General features: G+C 58.1%; 19 protein-coding genes and 1 pseudogene. 7 read left to right on the top strand and 13 right to left on the bottom strand.

The features are described from left to right. Window positions 1–828, top strand: an 828-nt coding sequence (locus C8029_RS04845; protein ID WP_193217590.1) for a class II D-tagatose-bisphosphate aldolase non-catalytic subunit, incomplete at its 5' end; no start/stop codon positions are given. Window positions 829–1,169: 341 nt separating this feature from the next. Here C8029_RS04845 and C8029_RS04840 read toward each other — a convergent pair. Further along, complete coding sequence (locus tag C8029_RS04840; protein ID WP_009571939.1) at window positions 1,170–1,697, bottom strand: SDR family NAD(P)-dependent oxidoreductase; 528 nt, start codon at window positions 1,695–1,697, stop codon at window positions 1,170–1,172. After that, a pseudogene (locus C8029_RS04835) lies at window positions 1,697–1,945 on the bottom strand (amidohydrolase family protein); the annotation flags it as partial. The gene C8029_RS04840 and the pseudogene C8029_RS04835, both read right to left, overlap by 1 nt. 305 nt (window positions 1,946–2,250) lie before the next feature. Here C8029_RS04835 and C8029_RS04830 point away from each other — a divergent pair. The 3 genes from C8029_RS04830 to C8029_RS04820 are packed head-to-tail and all read left to right on the top strand — an operon-like array spanning window position 2,251 to window position 6,402. Next, a complete protein-coding gene (locus C8029_RS04830; protein WP_152002383.1) occupies window positions 2,251–3,642 on the top strand; it encodes an aspartate aminotransferase family protein in 1,392 nt (463 codons plus the stop codon). 4 nt (window positions 3,643–3,646) lie between these two features. Next, window positions 3,647–4,948 carry an NAD(P)/FAD-dependent oxidoreductase gene (locus tag C8029_RS04825; protein ID WP_152002382.1) on the top strand — a complete coding sequence of 434 codons (1,302 nt, stop codon included), beginning with the start codon at window positions 3,647–3,649 and terminating at the stop codon, window positions 4,946–4,948. A 26-nt stretch (window positions 4,949–4,974) separates the two neighbouring features. After that, window positions 4,975–6,402: an aldehyde dehydrogenase family protein gene (locus C8029_RS04820; RefSeq protein WP_152002381.1), complete on the top strand. Its 1,428-nt coding sequence runs from the start codon at window positions 4,975–4,977 to the stop codon at window positions 6,400–6,402. 24 nt (window positions 6,403–6,426) lie between these two features. On the opposite strand, the gene C8029_RS04815 is transcribed toward C8029_RS04820, so the two are convergent. From C8029_RS04815 to C8029_RS04780, 8 genes are all read right to left on the bottom strand, one after another. Beyond that, a complete protein-coding gene (locus C8029_RS04815) occupies window positions 6,427–7,095 on the bottom strand; it encodes a GntR family transcriptional regulator (RefSeq protein WP_009571934.1) in 669 nt (222 codons plus the stop codon). 229 nt (window positions 7,096–7,324) lie between these two features. Continuing rightward, window positions 7,325–8,014 carry a phosphate regulon transcriptional regulator PhoB gene (gene phoB / locus C8029_RS04810; RefSeq protein WP_009571933.1) on the bottom strand — a complete coding sequence of 230 codons (690 nt, stop codon included), beginning with the start codon at window positions 8,012–8,014 and terminating at the stop codon, window positions 7,325–7,327. Further along, on the bottom strand, window positions 8,014–8,739 hold the full coding sequence (gene phoU, locus C8029_RS04805; RefSeq protein WP_009571932.1) for a phosphate signaling complex protein PhoU: 726 nt from the start codon (window positions 8,737–8,739) through the stop codon (window positions 8,014–8,016). The genes phoB and phoU overlap by 1 nt, the downstream gene beginning before the upstream one ends. A gap of 11 nt (window positions 8,740–8,750) precedes the next feature. Continuing rightward, window positions 8,751–9,548 carry a phosphate ABC transporter ATP-binding protein PstB gene (pstB, locus tag C8029_RS04800; protein ID WP_040402121.1) on the bottom strand — a complete coding sequence of 266 codons (798 nt, stop codon included), beginning with the start codon at window positions 9,546–9,548 and terminating at the stop codon, window positions 8,751–8,753. A gap of 13 nt (window positions 9,549–9,561) precedes the next feature. Continuing rightward, entirely contained in the window at window positions 9,562–10,920 is a 1,359-nt protein-coding gene (gene pstA, locus C8029_RS04795; RefSeq protein WP_009571930.1) for a phosphate ABC transporter permease PstA, read from the bottom strand. After that, window positions 10,920–12,392 carry a phosphate ABC transporter permease subunit PstC gene (pstC, locus tag C8029_RS04790; protein WP_009571929.1) on the bottom strand — a complete coding sequence of 491 codons (1,473 nt, stop codon included), beginning with the start codon at window positions 12,390–12,392 and terminating at the stop codon, window positions 10,920–10,922. Before pstC ends, pstA begins: the two co-directional genes overlap by 1 nt. Window positions 12,393–12,521: 129 nt before the next feature. Then, window positions 12,522–13,544, bottom strand: coding sequence for a substrate-binding domain-containing protein (locus C8029_RS04785; RefSeq protein ID WP_040402120.1), 1,023 nt, complete (start codon window positions 13,542–13,544; stop codon window positions 12,522–12,524). 244 nt (window positions 13,545–13,788) lie between these two features. Continuing rightward, the gene (locus C8029_RS04780; RefSeq protein ID WP_152002380.1) at window positions 13,789–14,856 is read right to left on the bottom strand and encodes a sensor histidine kinase; all 1,068 of its coding nucleotides are present in this window, start codon (window positions 14,854–14,856) and stop codon (window positions 13,789–13,791) included. A 214-nt stretch (window positions 14,857–15,070) separates the two neighbouring features. Between C8029_RS04780 and C8029_RS04775 the strand changes: the two genes are divergently transcribed. Then, entirely contained in the window at window positions 15,071–15,493 is a 423-nt protein-coding gene (locus C8029_RS04775; protein WP_009571926.1) for a hypothetical protein, read from the top strand. 73 nt (window positions 15,494–15,566) lie between these two features. Here the strand turns inward: C8029_RS04775 and C8029_RS04770 are convergent, their stop codons facing one another. Beyond that, window positions 15,567–16,097: a gamma carbonic anhydrase family protein gene (locus tag C8029_RS04770; protein WP_009571925.1), complete on the bottom strand. Its 531-nt coding sequence runs from the start codon at window positions 16,095–16,097 to the stop codon at window positions 15,567–15,569. After that, window positions 16,094–16,741 carry a guanylate kinase gene (gene gmk, locus C8029_RS04765; RefSeq protein ID WP_009571924.1) on the bottom strand — a complete coding sequence of 216 codons (648 nt, stop codon included), beginning with the start codon at window positions 16,739–16,741 and terminating at the stop codon, window positions 16,094–16,096. The genes C8029_RS04770 and gmk overlap by 4 nt, the downstream gene beginning before the upstream one ends. Window positions 16,742–17,316: 575 nt before the next feature. Here gmk and C8029_RS04760 point away from each other — a divergent pair. Further along, window positions 17,317–18,057, top strand: a complete 741-nt coding sequence (locus C8029_RS04760; protein ID WP_152002379.1) for a PAS domain-containing protein — start codon at window positions 17,317–17,319, stop codon at window positions 18,055–18,057. A 104-nt stretch (window positions 18,058–18,161) separates the two neighbouring features. Then, window positions 18,162–18,569 carry a GNAT family N-acetyltransferase gene (locus tag C8029_RS04755; RefSeq protein ID WP_009571922.1) on the top strand — a complete coding sequence of 136 codons (408 nt, stop codon included), beginning with the start codon at window positions 18,162–18,164 and terminating at the stop codon, window positions 18,567–18,569. 72 nt (window positions 18,570–18,641) lie between these two features. Here the strand turns inward: C8029_RS04755 and C8029_RS04750 are convergent, their stop codons facing one another. After that, window positions 18,642–20,012, bottom strand: coding sequence for a class II 3-deoxy-7-phosphoheptulonate synthase (locus tag C8029_RS04750; protein WP_040402234.1), 1,371 nt, complete (start codon window positions 20,010–20,012; stop codon window positions 18,642–18,644). Between the last annotated feature and the right edge of the window lie 208 nt (window positions 20,013–20,220).

Raw genomic sequence — 20,220 nt, 5'->3', positions numbered from 1 at the left:
CAGCCCGAAGCCGCCCAGCCGGGTGCCCCCGTGCCACCGCCGGTCTATATCATCGGCACCGAAGTCCCGGTTCCCGGTGGCGCGATGGAGGCTCTCGACACGCTCGAAATTACCTCCCCCGCCGCCGCCCGCACCACCGTCGACATACACCGGGCGGCCTTTGCCCAGGCGGGTCTTACCGCCATTTTCAATCGGGTCATCGGCCTCGTGGTGCAACCCGGCGTGGAATTCGGCAATCACAATGTGATCGACTACGCCTCCCCCGCCGCCCGCGCCCTGAGCGCCGCGCGCGCCGACTTGCCCGGCATGGTTTTCGAGGCCCACTCGACGGACTATCAAACTCCCGCGGCCCTGACCGCCCTTGTGCGCGATGGATTCGCGATCCTGAAAGTCGGTCCCGGCCTGACCTTTGCTCTGCGCGAGGCCCTATACGGGCTTGACCTGATCGCCGAAGAACTCCATCCCGGCGTCCGACCGATCTGCCTGCGCGCCACTCTGGAGCAGGTTCTGCTCGACCACCCGGCGTATTGGCTGTCCTATTATGAGGGCACCCCGGAGGAGCAACGCCTGCTGCGGCATTTTTCGCTCAGCGACCGCATCCGCTATGTCTGGCCAGACCCAAGGGCCGACGCCGCTGTGACCACCCTGCTTGAAATGCTCGGTGCGGATGCAATCCCGGAGCCGCTGATCAGCCAATATCTGGGCCAGATTGCCGCCAGAGTTCGCGCAGGCCACCTTGCCGCCGACGCAAACACCCTGTTGCTGGCGAGCATTGAAACCGCCCTCGCCCCCTATATCGCCGCAACGCAGGAGCTGCAGGGCAGATGAAACGCCTTTTCATCGCCTCACACGCTCCACTCTCGTCACCTTGACCTTATTTGGCGCACATGCAGATGGCGGCAAATATGGGACACACCTTTGAAGGCCAACACGCCATATGCGGCTGGAGAAACACCGCGCAAACGGTCACTTCCATCCCCCCTCCTCGCGCACCTCACGCATGATTTCGACGATCAGGCCCCCAATCGTGCGCACCGCGCCTTTGCGCCGCTGTTCACGGCTTGTCGCGACACATTAGGGCCATGTCACCTCTGGGTCGGTGACCGGGCGCGCATCGAGTGTCCCCTGATGTTTTTCGACGATCAAAAAGCGGAATGCCCAGATCCCGTTCAAGGCCGGCGATCTGGCGGCTGAGCGGGGGGTTGGGCAATACGCAACCGGCCCGCAGCCTTGGAAAAGCTTTGTTCCTCGGTCACACAGACGAAATGGCACAAAGCGCGCTTCGTCAGAGGCCAGGAACAACGCGGCATTGGCGGTGTCGCACCCGTCGCCCATCCAGCCCATCGGGTTGCGTTTGAGGCGGCTTTCCAAAAGCTTATCGACATCCCCTGGAGGAGCCGCCGACATTGTTGACGAGGATGCCAACGGTGCCAAAACGAACGGTCCACACAGGCGGTCACCATGGCCTCAACCGCTTTTCTGTCGGTGACATCACACAGGTAAGGTTCGACCTCGCCCGCCACGGCTTTGACCCGCTCAAGGGTTTCGACCATCGTGTCGGATTTGAGATCAACGGCAAAGATTTTTGCGCCTTCCTCTGCAAACGGCACGCAAGCCGCACGACCGTTGCCCCAGCCCTGACCAACACAGCCCGCGCCGGTGATGAGTGCGATTTTTCCTACGAGACGACCAGCCATCAAATATTCTCCTTGAAACCGTAAAGTTGAGCAGGGTTGTCGACCATCAGCGTGTTCAAAAACGTATCGGTCGGCGCGATGTCCGCGAGCAGATCAAACAGATCACCATCATCTGGCGGATCTGCGAGAAAGTTCGGGTGCGGCCAATCGGTGCCCCAACCGGTGCGGTCCGGAAACCATTCAACGATGGTGCGCGCGAAGGGGATTGCATCCGCATGGGGCGGATCTTGGCGTGAGATGCGTTCAGAGCCGGAGACTTTCGATCAGATATGATCATGGTCCAACAGCCGGCAATCCCCATCTGGTCATGCAGGCGGAACAAATCTTCGGCCACCGCCTCAGCGGGTTTGAATTTGCCGGCCCGGAGTGGTCAGGACTTGACCTTCCTAAAAATTTGATCATATTTTTGCACAAGTTCTCGTCCACGCTCGGAGTTGCGCACAAACTGCCGTGCTGGCTCCTTTTATGTGTGGCGATACTGTGGCCGCATGCCACCACCGCATTCCGACCCGGCCTGAGTGTTCGGGCGTGATCATCAAAGGACATTGATCGCATGAGTGACAATCATTTGCCCACCGCAGAGCTTCAGGCGCTCGACGCCGCCCATCATATGCACCCGTTCACCGACAGCGCGGAACTGGCCAGGAAAGGGGCGCGGATCATCACCTCCGCCAAGGGCGTGTGGCTGACCGACAGCGACGGCGAAGTGATCCTTGATGCGATGGCTGGTCTTTGGTGCGTCAATATTGGATACGGGCGTCAGGAATTGGTCGACGTCGCCGCCCGCCAGATGTTGCAATTGCCGTTCTACAACACCTTTTTCCAAACCTCGACCGTGCCCGCGATCATGTTGGCCAAACGTCTGGCCGAGCTTGCGCCGGGGGATTTGAACCATGTGTTTTTCAACGGCTCTGGTTCGGATTCCAACGACACAAACCTGCGCATGGTGCGCCATTATTGGGCCGCCAAGGGCCAGCCGGAGCGTTCCATCGTCATCTCGCGTTGGAATGGCTATCATGGCTCGACCATGGGGGCGGCCTCTTTGGGCGGGATGAAGGGCATGCATGCCCAAGGCGGTTTGCCGATCCCCGGCATCGTGCACATTGATCAGCCCGATTGGTGGTCCGAAGGTGGCGATATGACACCCGAAGATTTCGGGCTGGAACGGGCCCGTCAACTGGAGACGAAAATCCTTGAGCTTGGCGCGGATAAGATCGCAGCCTTTATCGCGGAACCGGTGCAGGGCGCAGGCGGTGTGATCGTGCCCCCCGTCACCTACTGGCCTGAAATTCAAAGGATTTGTAAGCAATATGGCATCCCGTTGATCGCCGACGAAGTGATCACCGGCTTTGGCCGCACCGGCAACTGGTTCGGCTGTCAAACCATGGGCTTCACCCCCGACATCATGACCTGCGCCAAGGGCATCACCTCGGGCTATATCCCCTTGGGCGCGTCCATTGTCTCGAACGAGATTTTCAACACGCTCGATGCCGCCGACGAATTCGCCCATGGCTATACCTATGCAGGACATCCGGTCGCCTGCGCCGTGGCACTCGAAAACCTGCGACTGTTGGATGAGGACGGCATTGTTGAACGCGCCGGGTCTGAGATCGCGCCCTATCTGAAAGAAAAATGGGAAAGCCTGACCGATCACCCGCTGGTCGGAGAGGCGAAAATCGTCGGTCTCATGGGCTCCATCGCCCTGACGCCAAACAAAGCCACCCGCGCCAAATTCGCAAGCCCCACAGGCACTGTCGGCTATTACTGTCGCGAGCGCTGTTTTGCCAATAATCTGGTGATGCGCCATGTTGGCGACCGGATGATCATCTCGCCGCCATTGATCATCACCAAGGCGGAAATCGACATCCTGATCGACCGCGCGCGGCTCTCACTGGACGAAACTCTGGCCTATCTCAACGCGGAGGGGCTGAACGTTTCAGCATAACTTTATGGACATTCTCACCATCAACGACACGCCCGGCCAACACCCCCGCTCCTTTTACGCCGCCACAGCCGAAGCGCCCGGTCCTTACCCTGCGGCCGAAGGCGCGATCAAGGCCGATGTCTGCGTCGTTGGCGGCGGCTACGGCGGGCTGTCTGCGGCGCTGCATTTGGCACGTCAGGGCTTGGATGTGGTGCTTTTGGAGGCCTCGCGGGTCGGCTCCGGCGCCTCTGGCCGCAATGGTGGTCAGGTCTCCACCGGGCAGCGGTTGGAACAGGGCGATCTTGAGACGCTCGTCGGTCTCGACACGGCGCGTGTGCTTTGGGACATGGGATCTGAGGCGGTCGATCTGGTCAAGGCGTTGATCCATGAGGATGGCGATGGCTGTGGCTGGACCGATGGCGTCATTCACGCCAATCACCGCGCCCGCTATGGCGCCCATTCCAAGGCGCATGTCGAGCATCTCAACAGCACCTATGGCTATGACAAAATCCGCTTTCTCTCGCGCGACGAGATCCGTCATGAGGTCGGCAGCCCGGGCTATCATTCCGGGTCGCTGGACATGGGATCGGGGCATTTACACCCGCTGCGCTACGCCTTTGCCCTGGCGCGTTTGGCCGAGGCGGCAGGCGTGCGGATGTTTGAAACCTCGCGCGTCACCAAGGTGGACACAGCGGCGAAACCACGGGTTCACACCGGGTCTGCCATGATCGAGGCCGATCATCTGATCGTGGCGCTCAACGGCTATCACAACAACCTGTTGCCCACGGTCAGCCGTCGGGTGATGCCGATCAATAATTTTATCGCGGTGACGGACCCCCTGCCCCAAGATCTCGCCAACAGCTTGATCCCAAACCGCTATGCCGTGGCCGACTCGCGCTTTGTGATCAATTATTTCCGGCTCTCCGAGGACAATCGGATGATTTTCGGCGGTGGCGAAAGCTACGGCTATAAATTCCCATCTGACCTGCGTGCCAAGGTGCGCGGGCCAATGTTGGAGGTATTTCCTCAACTCAAATCGGCCAAAATCGACTATGCTTGGGGCGGCACTTTGGGCATCACCATGTCGCGCCTGCCGCATTTTGACCGGCTTGGCCCCTCTGCCCTCTCCATTGCCGGATTTTCCGGTCAGGGCGTGGCGCTGGCAACTCTCGCAGGTAAAATCGCCGCCGAGGCCATCGCCGGTCAGGCCGCGCGGTTCGATGTCATCAACCACCTGCCGACGCCGCGGTTTCCGGGCGGTCCAAAGCTGCGCACACCGCTTTTGGTTGCGGCGATGACGTGGTATGCTCTGCGTGACAAGTTTTAAGAAATTCAAACAGATATGAGGCTCACATGACGGAATTGAAAACGGATCGCTTCTATATCGGCGGGCAATGGGTCGTACCTCAGGGGGGTGAGACGCTTGATGTGATCAACCCGGCGACAGAGGAAATCTTTGCCTCTGTCGCCATGGGCACCACCGCTGATGTGGACGCCGCCGTGGCCGCGGCCAAAGCCGCCTTCCCAGCCTTTTCACGCACCACGAAAGCGGAGCGTCTGGAGCTTTTGGCCGCAATCCGCAGCGCCTACCAAGCGCGGTATGACGAAATGGCCCAAGCGATTTCCGAAGAAATGGGCGCGCCGATTTCGCTCTCGGACCGGGCGCAGGCTGCGGTTGGCATTGGCCATTTGGACGGTGTGGTCAAGGCGCTTGAATCCTTTGAGTTTGACCACAAAAACGCCGTGGGCGATATGATCCTGCATGAGCCGATTGGTGTTTGCGGGTTCATCACGCCATGGAACTGGCCGATCAATCAAATCGCGCTCAAGGTTATTCCAGCCCTTGCGGCGGGTTGCACGATGGTGCTCAAACCCTCCGAGTTGACGCCGATGAGCGCGCTTTTATACGCGGAGATTTTGGCAGACGCCGGTGTGCCCGCAGGCGTGTTCAACCTTGTGAACGGTGACGGCCCGACTGTCGGGGCGGCGATTTCCAGCCACCCGGATGTGGCGATGATCTCCTTTACCGGCTCGACCCGGGCTGGCGTGGAAATTTCCAAAGCCGCCGCCGCCACGGTCAAACGTGTGACGTTGGAATTGGGCGGCAAATCCCCCAACATCCTGTTGGACGATTGTGATCTGGACGCGGCGGTCAAACGCGGCGTGCGCCATTGTTTCCAAAACACTGGCCAAAGCTGCAACGCGCCCACGCGGATGTTGGTGCCCGCAAGCCAATATGAGACCGCGATGGAGATTGCCAAAGAGGCCGCGGAGGCCACCACTGTGGGGCTGCCGTCCCTGCCCGGCTCCCACATCGGTCCGCTGGTGTCACAGATGCAATATGACCGGGTGCAAAGCCTGATTCAGGTCGGGATTGAGGACGGTGCGCGCGTGGTTGCGGGTGGCCTTGGCCGTCCCGAGGGATTTAACCGTGGCTATTTCTGCCGTCCCACCGTGTTTGGCGATGTGACCAATGACATGCGCATCGCCCAAGAAGAGGTGTTTGGTCCGGTTTTGGTGATGATCGCCTATCAGGACGACGCGGACGCCGTGCGCATCGCCAATGACACGCCTTACGGGTTGGCCGCCTATATCCAGACCGGCGACGAGTCCCGCGGGTTGGCCATGGCGCGCGACATTCGTGCGGGTATGGTGCATCTCAATGGCTCGGACATTTCTTATGGCTCGCCTTTTGGGGGCTATAAACTGTCAGGAAATGGGCGTGAAGGCGGCGTCTACGGAATCGAAGATTTCTGTGAAATCAAGGCAATATCCGTCTAAGCTCAGGTTTCGCCCAAACTGCACCTACACCAATGACGCGCCGTCCGAAAGGATGGCGCGGACGTTTTCCATCCCCTGCAACACATCAGCCCGGATTGCCTCCGCCGCCGCATCCGCGTCGCGCATCCGCAGCGCGGCAATGGCGGCCATATGCATATCCGGCAGGTTTTGTGTGCCAAACCGCGTACACATCACCCGCAGCGCCGGGGCCGAACGCAGCCACAACGCATCGACAATGGGTCCAATCACTTCGGCCTGTGCCGGGGCGTACAGGGCCATGTGAAACCGGTGGTTGTGGATCATGTATCCACGGGTGTCACCCGCGCGCATCGACTCGTCAATCGCCTCATCTATCTCTTCCAAGGCTGTTATGTCCTCCGCGGAAATGCACATCGCCGCACGCCGCGCCAATTCGGGTTCCAGGCCACAACGGGCGAGGATCAACTCGTCCACTTGCGCCAGAGTCAGTACGGGCACCGTCACCCGGCGGTTGCCATGGAAAATCAAAGCGCCCTCAGAAGTCAGCCGACGAATGGCCTCACGCACGGGCGTCATGCCGGAGCCGAGTTGGTCAATCAGCCCCTGGATGGTGACAGGTTGGCCGGGCACCAGATCGCCAGAAAGGATCAGATCACGAATCCCGCGATAGGTGCGCAGGTGGGCAGGTTCCTTTACTTGGATGGCCGTCATCATCGTCTTGATCCTTCGCGGTGCATCTGTCTCTCATTTGATCCCATAAAGGGTTTCGTGAAAAACGTGAATCAAAACTTTGCCGTCACCGGCGAAGAACGGCGGGGTGTTGCCAGTCTTTGCATCAAGTGATGCCATGCGCGGCACGTCGCCAGAGCACACGCCCCTCAAGACAAAAACACCGCCCCTTTGCTGAAGGGCGGTGTGTGTTTATTTTGCAAGAACGGGGGGCTTAGCCGAGCGCGTACCCTGCCCCACGCACGGTGCGCACCGGGTCGATGCCGCCATATTGGCACAACGCCTTGCGCAAACGGCCGATATGGACATCGACGGTGCGGGTGTCGACGTAGATGTCGCGGCCCCAGACCCGATCCAATAGCTGTTCGCGCGACCAGACACGGCCCGGTTTTTCCATGAAAGTGGACAACAGGCGGAATTCGGTCGGCCCAAGTTTCAAAGAGCTTTCGCCACGCGTCACCCGATGGGTTTCGGAATCAAGGCGGATGTCTTCGAATTCCAACACCTGCCCCGCCGCCGCCGGACGCACGCGCCGCAATTGCGTGCGCACACGTGCCATCAGTTCGATCACCGAATAGGGTTTGACGACATAGTCGTCCGCGCCGGTCTCTAACCCCCGCACCCGGTCCACTTCTTCAGAACGGGCCGACAGCATGATGACCGGAATGTCGCGGGTGTCCGCACGGGTTTTCAAACGGCGGCAAATCTCGATGCCGGACACGCCAGGGAGCATCCAATCAAGCACGATGATGTCGGGCTGATCTTCGTCGACAAACAACAGGGCATCATCGCCATTCTCGGCTTTCGAGACGACAAATCCTTCGGCTTCGAGGTTATAGGCCAAAACCTCTCTCTGGGCAGGTTCGTCTTCGACCACCAGAACGCGGGGTTGATCAGCGGCCATTATTCGCCCTCCACATCCATCATTTTCTGTGAGGTGATGTCGCCTTTCGGACGCGCATCCTCGGGCAATTCGCCGGTGGTGAGGTAGATCACCTGTTCCGCGATCGAGGTGGCATGATCGCCCATGCGTTCGATGTTTTTGGCGATGAAATGCAGGTGCATACAGGCGGTGATGTTGCGCGGATCTTCCATCATATAGGTGAGGAATTCGCGGAACAGCGCATTGTACATCTGATCGACATCGAGGTCGCGGTGACGGACTTCGTTGGCCATGCCGACATCGCGTTGGATATAGGCATCAAGCGCCAGTTTGAGCATTTCCTCGACCTCGCGCGCCATACGACGGATCGAGGTGGCGGCCCCCGTGATCGGGTTCATATTGACCAAAACCCCGGTGCGTTTGGCGAGGTTTTTGGCGTAATCGCCACAGCGTTCAAGGTTGGTGGAGATTTTCATCACCGTCAACACCGTGCGCAAATCGCTTGCCGTCGGAGAGCGCAAGGCGATGAGGCGCGCGGCCTCCTCGTTCACTTCCTCTTCCAGCTTGTCGATGGCCTTGTCGGATTTGTGAACCTTTTCGGCCAGCTCAACATCGCGCTCTTCAAGCGCTTGAGCTGCGTCTTTGATGCTGGCTTCAACCAGTCCGCCCATTTTCATGATCAGGGCCTGAATGGCCTCCAGATCACGATCAAAAGCAGAGGCAATATGTTTGTTATCGTTATGCATTTCTATCTCCCTTAGCCGATCCGGCCGGTGATGTAGCTTTCAGTGCGCTCATCTTTCGGGTTGGTGAAAATTTGTTGGGTATCGCCGTATTCAACAAGGTTGCCGAGGTGGAAAAACGCGGTCTTTTGGCTGACGCGCGCGGCTTGTTGCATCGAGTGGGTCACAATCACCACAGAGAAGTTTTCGCGCAGCTCGTCAATCAATTCCTCGACTTGCAGCGTGGCAATCGGGTCAAGGGCGGAACAGGGTTCGTCCATCAACAGCACTTCGGGTTCGGTCGCCACGGCGCGGGCAATGCACAGACGCTGTTGTTGCCCACCCGAAAGGCCGGTGCCGGGGGCCTGAAGACGATCTTTGACCTCGTCCCAAATCGCCGCACGACGCAGGGATTTTTCAACGATCACGTCCAAATCCGCCTTTGATCCGGCCAGCCCGTGAATGCGCGGGCCATAGGCGACGTTGTCATAGATGGATTTCGGGAACGGGTTGGGCTTTTGGAACACCATGCCCACTTTCGCGCGCAATTGCACCGGATCGACGCGTTTGTCGTAAATGTCCTCTTGGTCGAGCAAAATCTTGCCCTCCACCCGACAGACATCAATCGTGTCGTTCATCCGGTTCAAACAGCGCAGGAAGGTGGACTTGCCACAGCCCGACGGACCGATAAAGGCGGTGACGGTTTTATCTTTGATCTCGACGTCCACGTCTTTGATCGCGTGGGTGTCGCCGTAAAAAACCTGTACGCCTTTGGCCGAGATTTTGGTGTCGTTCATGTCCACGTCTCTTTTCACAATTCGCATATCGTTCATGGCTCAGACCTCATTACCAGCGACGCTCAAAGCGGCGGCGCAGAATGACGGCGATGATGTTCATCGTCATCAGGAACAAAAGAAGGATGATGATGCCGCCCCATGCCCGTTCATAATAGGCGGGATCGGCACGTTTGGCCCATTCGTAAATCTGGGCCGGCATCGCGGAGTTCGGATCAAGAAAGCCGGAGGCGATCCCGTCGGGCATGTTGGAGGCGATAAAGCCCACCATCCCGATCAACAGCAAAGGTGCGGTTTCGCCCAAAGCCTGAGCCAGACCGATGATGGTCCCGGTCAAGATTCCCGGCATCGCCAAGGGCAGCACATGGTGGAACACCGATTGCATTTTCGAGGCCCCAACCCCCAAAGCGGCATCGCGGATCGAGGGCGGCACAGCTTTCAATGAGGCGCGGGTCGAAATGATGATCGTTGGCAGGGTCATCAGCGTCAACACCAAACCACCGACCAAAGGCGCGGATTGCGGCAGGTGTACGAACTGGATGAACACGGCCAGACCAAGGATACCGAAGACGATCGAAGGCACGGCCGCGAGGTTCGAGATATTGACCTCAATGAGATCGGTAAAGCGGTTTTGCGGCGCGAATTCTTCGAGGTAGATCGAGGTGGCCACACCGATGGGCAGCGACAGCAAAAGCACCACGATCATCATAAACAGAGAGCCCATCATCGAGACCCCGATCCCGGCCTGTTCCGGGCGGCTTTCGGAGGCATCGGAGCCAAAGATGAAATCAGCGTTAAAGGTGGTTGCCATCAACCCGGCCTTTGCCATCGCATCAGCGATGTCGAGATGTTCGGCATCGAGGTTTTTGTCGCGGATCAAAGCATCGCGGGTCACGCGGCCTTTGAAATAGCCATCAACCCGCGAGGAGGCCAAAAGGCGGAACTCGACCGATGTGCCGACGAGCGAGGGATCGGCCAAAACCGTATCGCGCACCTGGGCAGCCACAGAGGAGGACAGGAGTTTTTCAACATCCTTTTCCTTTTTGAACGGGATGGCGATCCCCGCGTCTTTCAATGCCGTGACCAAAGCGTTGGTCACCACCGGCTTGTAGCCAAAGGTGGAGACTTTCGACATTTCAGCGACATCGCGGTTGCCGGTTTTGTCCAAAGCAGACTCGGTCAACTCCACCGGAATGGTGATGAAGGTCTGTTTGAACGCCGGAATACCGTTGGAGAAAATCGCGACAAGCAAAGCGATAAGGAAGAACAAGCCAACCGCAATCGCGGCCACGCCATAGGCTTTGAACCGGACCTCGGATTGGTTGCGCCGTTTGGTGCGTTTGGTTTCGTCATAGAGCGAGGAGGTGCTCTTTTGCGGGGTCGGTTGCGTATTTGCGGTCATATCGGACATTAGTCATACTGCTCCCGGTATTTGCGCACGATATAGAGCGCGAAGATGTTAAGCGCGAGGGTGATCACAAACAACGTCATCCCCAAGGCAAAGGCCACGAGGGCTTCGGGCGAGGAGAAATCGGCGTCCCCCGTGAGCTGCGACACGATTTTGGCGGTCACGGTGGTCATCGCCTCAAACGGGTTGGCGGACAGGCGCGCGGCGGCCCCTGCCCCAAGCACCACGATCATGGTTTCCCCGATGGCGCGCGAGGCGGCCAAAAGGATCGCACCGACGATACCCGGCAAAGCGGCCGGCAGGATCACCTGTTTCACCGTTTCGGATTTGGTCGCACCAAGGCCTAAGGAGCCATCGCGCATCGCCTGAGGCACGGCGTTGATGATGTCATCAGACAGCGAGGAGACGAAGGGGATCAACATCACCCCCATCACCAGACCTGCGGTCATCACGGCGGTGCCGCCCTTCATCCAATCAACGCCAAGCGCGCCACCGTCACCGAACAGATTGACCAAAAGCGGCCCGACCGTCAGCAAAGCGAAGAGACCGTAAACGATGGTCGGGATGCCTGCGAGCACTTCGAGCAAAGGTTTGGCGATCGCACGCACTTTCGGACCGGCGTATTCCGACAGGTACACCGCGGCGAAAAGCCCGATCGGAACCGCCACCGCCAGCGCGATGAAGGAAATGTAGAACGTGCCCCAGAACAGCGGCAGGATACCAAGCTCGGAACCGCCGCCAAAGGAGGGCGACCATGTCAGCCCGAAAAAGAAATCCTTGGCCGGATAGAGTTTGAAAAACTCGATGGTATTGGAAAACAGCGACAGCACGATGCCAAGCGTGGTGAGGATGGCGATGGAGGCTGCGCCGATCAACAACGCCAGAACCACTCTTTCGACCGAATTGCGCGAGCGTTGCTCTTTGTTGGTGCGCAGATAGGACAGCACAAAACCCAGCACAGCCGCGCCCAAGACCAGCGCAGTCATCAACCAGAGACCGCCATTGGACAGGGTGCGATATTTCTGTGCGGCTTGCAAAACATAGGGTTCCACATTCGACCCAAGCGCCACACCGACCGCGCCCAGACGCGCACGCACATCGGTGAACTCGGAGCGAATATCGCGGGCTTGCTCATGGGTCATCGCCCCTTCGGCGACCGCCACATCAAGCCCCTCCGCCACCCGGCGCACATCCGACATCACAAGATTCAAAGAGCCAGCGTCCGTATAGGCGCGCTCAGGGATCAAAGAGGTCACCTGGCTTTGAATGACCATCGGTTGCGCGATCAACCAGATCACCATGACGGCAAAGCCGGGGATCAAAGTCGCGAACAAAACGTTGGCACCATAATAATTGGGCAAAGAATGCAACTGACGGATATCGCCATGTGCATCTTTGAGCGCACGCATGCGCCCCAGTACAAATCCGATAAGGCCAAGGGCCAGAACCAGAACGAAAAGCCACAGAATGGGCATAAGGCGCTTCCTTGCAGATTTTGCAGAACAGGTCAGAGCGGGCAAACGGACGGAGTGTAACGCCCGTTCGGATGAAAAGCGGCGCGAGGAGTCCCGCGCCGCTCCAATGTCAGATCAAAGCCACAAGGCTTAGTTCATGGTTGCTTCGTCGGATACAGCCGCTTGAACCGCAGCCAATTCCGGGTCAGACACGAGACCGTATTCGGCGAGCGGGCCGGACGGGCCAGCCATGTCGTCGGAGACGAAGAACTCAGCATATTCTTTTACGCCAGGGATCACGCCGATGTGGGCTTTCTTCACGTAGAAGTACAGCGGGCGGGACACAGGGTATTCACCGGTCGCGATGGATTCGGTGGACGGAACCACACCGGACATGGTCGCAACTTTGAGTTTGTCGGTGTTGTTTTCGTAGAATGCGAGACCGAACACGCCGATGCCATTGGTGTTGGCGTCGATGCGAGCGAGCGTTTCGGTGTAGTCACCGTCGATGTCGGTGGACACGCCATCGGTGCGCACTTTGAGGCACTCATCGCCTGCGTCCATGCCAGCAGCTTCGAGCAAAGCCGCAGCGCCAGTGGCTTCACAACCCTCGGCAAGAACTTTCTCTTCGAACACTTCACGGGTGCCGTGTTTGGTGCCCGGAATGAAGGTTGCAATTTCAACAGCCGGGAGATCGGCGTTGAATTCATTCCACATTTTGTAGGGGTTGTCGACCAGCGCGCCGTCTACGACCACTTTCGGAGCCAAAGCGTTGAACCAATCGGACGGGGTAAAGGCGGTGAAGGCCGGGCCGTTCAGCTGGGAGGCGAACACGATGCCGTCATAACCGATGCGGACTTCCATGATGTCGGTCACGCCAGCTTCAGCACAAGCAGCAATTTCTTTTTCGCGGATTTTGCGCGATGCGTTGGCAATGTCGATGGTGTTTTCGCCAACGCCTTCACAGAAGCGTTTGAGGCCAGCGGAAGAGCCGCCGGATTCAATGACCGGTGTCGGGAAATCAAAGTTTTCGCCAAAGGCTTCGGCTACGATCGAGGCGTAGGGAAGAACGGTGGAGGAACCGGCGACTTGCACCTGGTCACGAGCGGCGGCAGCAGTGGCCGAAACGGCAGCGATCGCGATCGCAGAGGCGGTCAGTTTCACAAAGGACATCATTTGCTCCTGAATTTGCTTTATGTCCGAGAGCGACATTGCTCCCTCAACGGCGGGTTTAGGGGGGTCTCGCAATGGTTTTGTGAAACTAATGTAACAGTTTGATGACAGATGCCGGGAAATTCCTAGACATCTTGGCAATTAGCTAGGTAAAGCCGTAAAAAACACCGCCAATGTGACAGTGCGTTAGGAATTGTGACAGCCTGTTCACCCCTGATTTGCGGGGAAAATCCATAGATTTGGCTTACTGATAGGGCAAAATGACCGAAAAACAGCTGCCCCGCCCGGTGTGGCTTTCGATCCTGAGCCGTCCGCGGTGGCGGTTTAGAATATGTTTTACAATCGCCAAACCCAGCCCGGTTCCGCCCATTTCACGCGAGCGATGCGAATCTACCCGGTAGAACCGTTCGGTCAGGCGGGGGATATGTTGCGAGGCGATGCCATCGCCTTGGTCCGACACATCCACCCGCACCGCTTGCGAACGCATCGTCGGTTCGACCGCATGTGAGGTCAAACAGATGTGCACCTCTTTGCCCGCACCGCCATATTTGATCGCGTTCTCGATCAGATTGGTGAACACTTGCGTCAATTGGTCAAAATCGCCGGGCACCTCTTCGACCCCCTCCACACCCTCAAGCGTCAAGGTCACATTGCGTGCCCGCGCCACAGGGTGCAAGGTCAGGACCACAGAGCGCAACAGTGCCGAAATATCCACCCGATCCGTCGGACGCACACGGCGTTCGGCCTCAACCCGGCTCAGCGACAATAAATCGCCGACAATCCGGTTCATCCGCTTGGCTTCGCGGTCCATGATCTCCAAAAACCGGGTGCGCGCAGCGCTGTCATCGGCGGCCGGGCCCAGCAGAGTTTCGATAAACCCGAGCACCGCTGTCAATGGCGTGCGCAGTTCGTGGCTGACATTGGCCACAAAATCGCGGCGCATGTGGCCAGCCTCCTGGACTTCGGTCTTGTCCTCAAAGGCGACCGTCACACAGGCAAAATCGCCGACAATCACCGGGCGCACAAACACGTCATAGACCAAATCGCGCTGACTTTCCGTCACGCGATACACCGCCTCGGCGGGTTCTGAGAGGCGCAAGACGTTTTCAATCGCGTCCAACAACATGGGTTGACGCAACACCGTGATGTAATGCCGCCCGACCATGGCGTCGGAAAACAGGGTGGCAGCGAGGGCATTGGCGGCCAAAACCCGTTCGTCGCGCCCAATCACCACCACAGGCAGGGGCATCGCGCGCGCCATTTCGGTCACCACATCTTCCCCAAAGGCCATTTCTTTTATCACGCTGCGCATGGGATCACTTTCATTGTCTGCGTGGGCCTACCCACATCATGTAACCTGTCTGTGACAACGGGGGCTGTCAAACGGGTGCTTGCTCAAATTCCGTCTCTCAAATTCCCATTTTGCGAATTATTTCGGTTTTGATAAAAAGATTGTTGCAATTTCGATACTTTACCCGTTTGCTCGAAGAGGACATGAGAGCGTAAACATACAGGACCCCTGCCATATGGGTACCGTTCGACAGAACATTTTTGGCGACATTATCGCTCTGAACCGGGACACACACCTGAACTCTTCAGGCATGGTCTTGATGGTGGGCGAGCCACTGCTGATGCAAACCCTCAAAAAGCATTTCCCTGAACGGTCCGGCGTCTTCTTTATCGAATTTGCTGATCTGTCTCGTGAAATCTTAACTGCAATCAACCCGGATAGCGTCGTGGCCCCGGCCATTTCGGCGCATTTTGATTGTCTGGAATTGGCGGCGTTCCTCAGTTCCGTCGATTACAAAGGCCTGTTGCGCGTCATTGCCAAAGACCTGCCGAGGCCGGAGATTGTGCGCAACGAAGTGCGGCAGCATTACCCGCATTTGGACTTTGACATCATCATCCCGGTGCGCCCCGTGCCGCGCAATGCCAAGGTGATGCACTAACAGGGTGATGCGTCAAAAGACCCTATGAAAGGGCGGAAAAGCCAAACCACCCAGACGAATCTGGATCACGGGCTCAGCCAATCGCGACCAATCCGTCCCGAAACCGGCGGGCATTTTGTTGATAATGCAGCGCAGAGGCGCGCAGACCGGCGATCTGTGCCTCTGTCAGCATCCGCACAACCTTGCCCGGCGCGCCCATGACCAGCGATCCATCCGGGATCTCTTTGCCCTCGGTGATCAAGGCCCCTGCCCCGATCAAACAGTTTTTGCCAATCCGAGCCCCGTTCAACACGGTGGCCCCCATCCCGATCAGGGAATTTTCGCCGATCACACAGCCATGCAACATCGCCTTATGGCCAATGGTACAGCCCGCGCCGATCACAAGCGGATAGCCCATGTCGGTGTGCAACACGCAGTTCTCCTGGATGTTGCTGCCCGCGCCGACCTCAATCGCCTCATTGTCGCCGCGCAAAGTGGCGCCGAACCAAATATTGGCACCCTCTGCCAAAATCACCTTACCGATGACATTGGCGTCGGGCGCGACCCAGTAGTCGCCATTTTCCGGCAACACCGGCGCGTGATCCTCAAGTGTATAGAGTGTCATCCTTCGACCTCCTGAAATTCGGACTGAAGATGGCGAACGAAATTCATCAGCCCCGGTTGTTGTGCTCGACGCAGCCGTTCGGCGGTGATGATGGTTTTCAGACGCTCAAACGTGGTCGTCAGATCGTCATTGACCAACACATAATCATAGCCATCCCAATGGCTGATCTCATCCCAGCTTTTTTCCATCCGTTTGGCAATCACCTCGTCGCTGTCCTGGCCACGGGTTTCGAGGCGGCGACGCAATTCGCGGATGGAGGGCGGCAGCACGAAGATCGACAGCACATGATCGCGTAAAACGGAATTGGCGATCTGTTGCGCGCCTTGCCAATCGACATCGAACAACACATCGCGGCCGGTCTCGATCGCGGCGCGGACGGGGGCCGACGGGGAACCGTAGAAATTGCCGAACACATGGGCGTGTTCCAACATCTCGCCGTCGTTGACCATGTCTTTGAACGTGGCCTCATCGACGAAATGGTAATCGACCCCGTCCACCTCTCCTGGTCGCGGCGCGCGCGTTGTGGCGGAGATGGAAAATCGCAACGAGTTGTCCCACTCCATCAAGGCCCGCGCGAGCGTGGATTTTCCCGCCCCTGAGGGAGAGGATAAGATGATGAGAAGACCGCGCCGCTCCGCTTCCATGAAATGCTCCTTTTGTCGTCGCTCTTCCTATATCGGGCGGAGCGCGGCTTGGCTACTGCTTGGCGATTGTGACGCAATCATGTCGGAATGCGCCAAACTGAGTCTCAAATGCTGCAACTGCACGCCATAATCTTGCCCATATTCCCGATCTTGCGCCCCGCGATCTGTCAGCTTTAGCAATAAATTGTGGCAGGGCCGTTGTGCTAAACTGGCGATACATACAATTTTACAGAAGTGATTGGCGCGCGGATCGAACTCTGGACGCCCCAAAGTTATACTTTTCAACAGTATGTTTTTGAACGATTTTTCATAATTTTATCCATAGAATCCACATGCAGACGTTAAACTTTTGGTCACCATGCCCGCGTTCTCTTCTGCGGATGTTAACCATTGGTTAGCTTTTTACACCAAATCGGGCAAACTCGTGGCATATTCAGGTCAAGCCAGCGGTGAAACACTGCAGGCAATGAAATCAGGCGGGACGGTGCCAGAAGAGACCGAACGGCAAGGCACGGCCCGCAGTGGAACGTACAATCGGTGGCGCGATCTGAGCGCTCGCGAGAATAGGTGATGAGATGAAAATCGAATATGTCAGCGGCTCCAATGTTGTATCTCTTATGCCGCGTCGTAACGACATGCATTTCCCGGCCCTCAAAACGGTCGAAGCCTATTGGGACGGCCTGCGCAATGGCCGCCCCGTCCCCGCCCGTTCCGAAATTGATCCGCGCGGCATGCAATCGGCGCTCGAATACGCCTTTATCCTGGAACGGATCGCTCTGGGCGTGGCGCGGTTCCGCTTGGCCGGGATGCATCTGACCGATCTGATGGGCATGGAAGTGCGCGGGATGCCGTTGACGGCAATGTTTGTCCCCGAAAGCCGGGCCAAGATTTCCGAAGCTTTGGAAGCGGTGTTTGAAACCCCGCAAATCACCGTTATCACGCTGAAAGCCGAACGTGGCATTGGTCGCGGCGCGATGGATGCACAGCTTTTGCTCTGCCCGCTCAAATCCGATCTTGGCGATGTGAACCGCGTCTTGGGCTGTATCCAGTCCAAAGGCGACATTGGCCGTCAACCGCGCCGCTTTGAAGTGGTCGATGTGCAAAGCCGCCCCCTGCTCTCGGACAACCCGACCGAGCAAAGCTTTGCCACCACCCCGGCAGGCACCCCGGTGCCGGCAGGTTTTGCCGAGGCGAAAAAGGCCTATGACGATCATACCGCGAAAGGCACAGATAAAAAAACCGACCATCCCCAAGCCTCGATCCCGCAGCGTCCGAAAGGCAAACCGGTTTTGCGCCTGATCAAGGCCGAAGAGTGAAGAAATCCAGTCATCGTGGGGGTGATCGGCGCGGCACATCGGTGTCGCGCCTTTTTATTTGCGTGGCGCTGTGCTTGGGTGGGGCATCTGCCTTGGAGTGCCGCATGACCCACATCACCTATGCCATCGAGCCCGACCTGTCCTCAGAGGATTTTCTCGCCGTGCTGTACGGCTCAACCTTGGCCGAGCGGCGTCCGGTCGATGACCCGGCGCGGATTGCCGGGATGTTGGCCGGGGCGGATCTGATTGTCACCGCGCGCGACGAGTCTGGGCGCTTGGTCGGTGTGGCGCGTTCGATCACCGATTGGCACTTTTGCCTCTATTGTTCCGATCTGGCCGTGCTCACCGACATGCAGGGCCATGGCATTGGCAAGGCGCTTTTGGCGGAAACGGTCAAAGCCGCGCCCAAGGTCAAAACCCACCTGCTGCTCTCGGCGCCGAAAGCGATGAGCTTTTATCAAGCGGCGGGCTATGAGGCGATTGAAAACGGCTTTGTGTTTCATCGCGGCTGAGGAATTTCAGGCCGTTCAAAAGCAAAAAGCCGGACATGAAGTCCGGCTTTCAACGTATTGATTTTAAAAGAGTTACGCGGAAACGGCGATTTCTTCCGGCGCTTGACCTTTTTGCAGCTCTTCGGCCACAAGGAACGCCAATTCCAGCGCTTGCGAGGCGTTCAGGCGCGGATCGCAGGCGGTGTGGTAACGGTCCGCGAGGTTCTCGTCAGTCACCGCGCGCAAACCGCCGGTGCATTCGGTCACGTCCTTGCCGGTCATCTCGAAATGCACACCACCGGGAATGGTGCCATGATCACGGTGCACGGCAAAGAACTCCTGCACCTCGGCCAGAACCATATCAAACGGGCGGGTTTTATATCCGCTGTCAGATTTGATCGTGTTGCCATGCATCGGGTCACAGGACCACACCACCTTGGCACCTTCGGCTTTGACCGTCTCGATGAGACGCGGCAGATGGTCCGCGACTTTGCCCGCCCCAAACCGCGCGATTAGGGTCAAACGGCCCGCCTCGTTTTCCGGGTTCAGCTTAGACATCAAGACCTTAAGGTCTTCGGCGGTGGTAGTGGGGCCACATTTCAACCCGATCGGGTTTTGCACACCGCGGCAGAATTCCACATGCGCACCGTCCGGCTGACGGGTCCGATCACCGATCCAGATCATGTGACCCGAGCCCGCAATCGTTGCCCCCGTGGTGCTGTCCACACGGGTCAGCGCCTCTTCATATTCCAACAAAAGCGCCTCATGCGAGGTGTAGAAATCCACCGTATGCAGGTCGTGATTGTTCTCGGATGTGATCCCCGCCGCCTTCATGAAATCCAGGGAATCTTGGATGCGATTGGCCATATCGCGGTATTTCTCGGCTTCGTCGGCCTCCGTGAAGCCCAGAGTCCAAGCATGCACCCGGTGAATATCGGCAAACCCGCCTTTGGAAAAGGCGCGCAGCAGGTTCAGCGAAGCGGCGGCTTGGGTGTAGGCCTGCAACATCCGGTTCGGATCGGGGATGCGCGCTTCGGGTGTGAAGTCAAAGCCGTTGATGATGTCACCGCGGTAGCTCGGCAATTCGACGCCATTGGACGTTTCTGTCGCGGCCGAGCGCGGCTTGGCAAATTGCCCCGCCATGCGACCGACCTTGATCACCGGCACTTTCGCGCCAAAGGTCAGCACCATCGCCATTTGCAACATGACTTTGAACGTGTCGCGAATCTGATCGCCGCCAAATTCGGCAAAGCTTTCGGCGCAATCGCCGCCCTGCAACAAAAACGCCTCGCCGCGAGAGGCTTTCGCCAGATCGCGTTTCAGTGTGCGCGCCTCCCCCGCAAAAACGAGCGGCGGATATTTGGCAAGCTGAGCCTCAACAGCATTCAGCGCGGCCTCGTCCGTATAGTCGGGCATTTGCACACGCGGTTTGTTGCGCCATGCGGTTTTCACCCAATCCGTCATCGTTTTTACTCCAGGTGGTGCCTGCGCGACTTTGCGCAGGGGCAATTTCATCCTCCAACGCGCGCGGGCCCTGTTAGCGCCCACAGCGTTTGAGCTTTATAAACTTTCTGGCCTGTGGATGGAAACCAAAAACGACAGGATTTTATGCGTCATTCTGCGGCTGTTGGTCAAAAAACAGGCAACGTACCCCAGCAGGGCTACGGCATTT

It is taken from the genome of Roseobacter sp. TSBP12 (genome assembly GCF_009129705.1).
Taxonomy (GTDB): domain Bacteria; phylum Pseudomonadota; class Alphaproteobacteria; order Rhodobacterales; family Rhodobacteraceae; genus Celeribacter; species Celeribacter baekdonensis_A.
Note: the sequence above shows the minus strand (reverse complement) of the source record. Positions and strands in the feature narration are given on the sequence as shown.

Bases quoted from the DNA above. Each gene is read 5' to 3' on its own strand.
- phoB (WP_009571933.1), bottom strand. From the start codon at position 8,014: ATGGCCGCTGATCAACCCCGCGTTCTGGTGGTCGAAGACGAACCTGCC.
- C8029_RS04830 (WP_152002383.1), top strand. From the start codon at position 2,251: ATGAGTGACAATCATTTGCCCACCGCAGAGCTTCAGGCGCTCGACGCC.
- C8029_RS04760 (WP_152002379.1), top strand. From the start codon at position 17,317: ATGAAAATCGAATATGTCAGCGGCTCCAATGTTGTATCTCTTATGCCG.
- C8029_RS04815 (WP_009571934.1), bottom strand. From the start codon at position 7,095: ATGATGACGGCCATCCAAGTAAAGGAACCTGCCCACCTGCGCACCTAT.
- pstC (WP_009571929.1), bottom strand. From the start codon at position 12,392: ATGCCCATTCTGTGGCTTTTCGTTCTGGTTCTGGCCCTTGGCCTTATC.
- phoU (WP_009571932.1), bottom strand. From the start codon at position 8,739: ATGCATAACGATAACAAACATATTGCCTCTGCTTTTGATCGTGATCTG.
- C8029_RS04820 (WP_152002381.1), top strand. From the start codon at position 4,975: ATGACGGAATTGAAAACGGATCGCTTCTATATCGGCGGGCAATGGGTC.
- C8029_RS04755 (WP_009571922.1), top strand. From the start codon at position 18,162: ATGACCCACATCACCTATGCCATCGAGCCCGACCTGTCCTCAGAGGAT.
- C8029_RS04775 (WP_009571926.1), top strand. From the start codon at position 15,071: ATGGGTACCGTTCGACAGAACATTTTTGGCGACATTATCGCTCTGAAC.
- C8029_RS04780 (WP_152002380.1), bottom strand. From the start codon at position 14,856: ATGCGCAGCGTGATAAAAGAAATGGCCTTTGGGGAAGATGTGGTGACC.
- C8029_RS04770 (WP_009571925.1), bottom strand. From the start codon at position 16,097: ATGACACTCTATACACTTGAGGATCACGCGCCGGTGTTGCCGGAAAAT.
- pstA (WP_009571930.1), bottom strand. From the start codon at position 10,920: ATGTCCGATATGACCGCAAATACGCAACCGACCCCGCAAAAGAGCACC.
- C8029_RS04750 (WP_040402234.1), bottom strand. From the start codon at position 20,012: ATGACGGATTGGGTGAAAACCGCATGGCGCAACAAACCGCGTGTGCAA.
- C8029_RS04785 (WP_040402120.1), bottom strand. From the start codon at position 13,544: ATGTCCTTTGTGAAACTGACCGCCTCTGCGATCGCGATCGCTGCCGTT.
- gmk (WP_009571924.1), bottom strand. From the start codon at position 16,741: ATGGAAGCGGAGCGGCGCGGTCTTCTCATCATCTTATCCTCTCCCTCA.
- C8029_RS04840 (WP_009571939.1), bottom strand. From the start codon at position 1,697: ATGGCTGGTCGTCTCGTAGGAAAAATCGCACTCATCACCGGCGCGGGC.
- C8029_RS04825 (WP_152002382.1), top strand. From the start codon at position 3,647: ATGGACATTCTCACCATCAACGACACGCCCGGCCAACACCCCCGCTCC.
- pstB (WP_040402121.1), bottom strand. From the start codon at position 9,548: ATGAACGATATGCGAATTGTGAAAAGAGACGTGGACATGAACGACACC.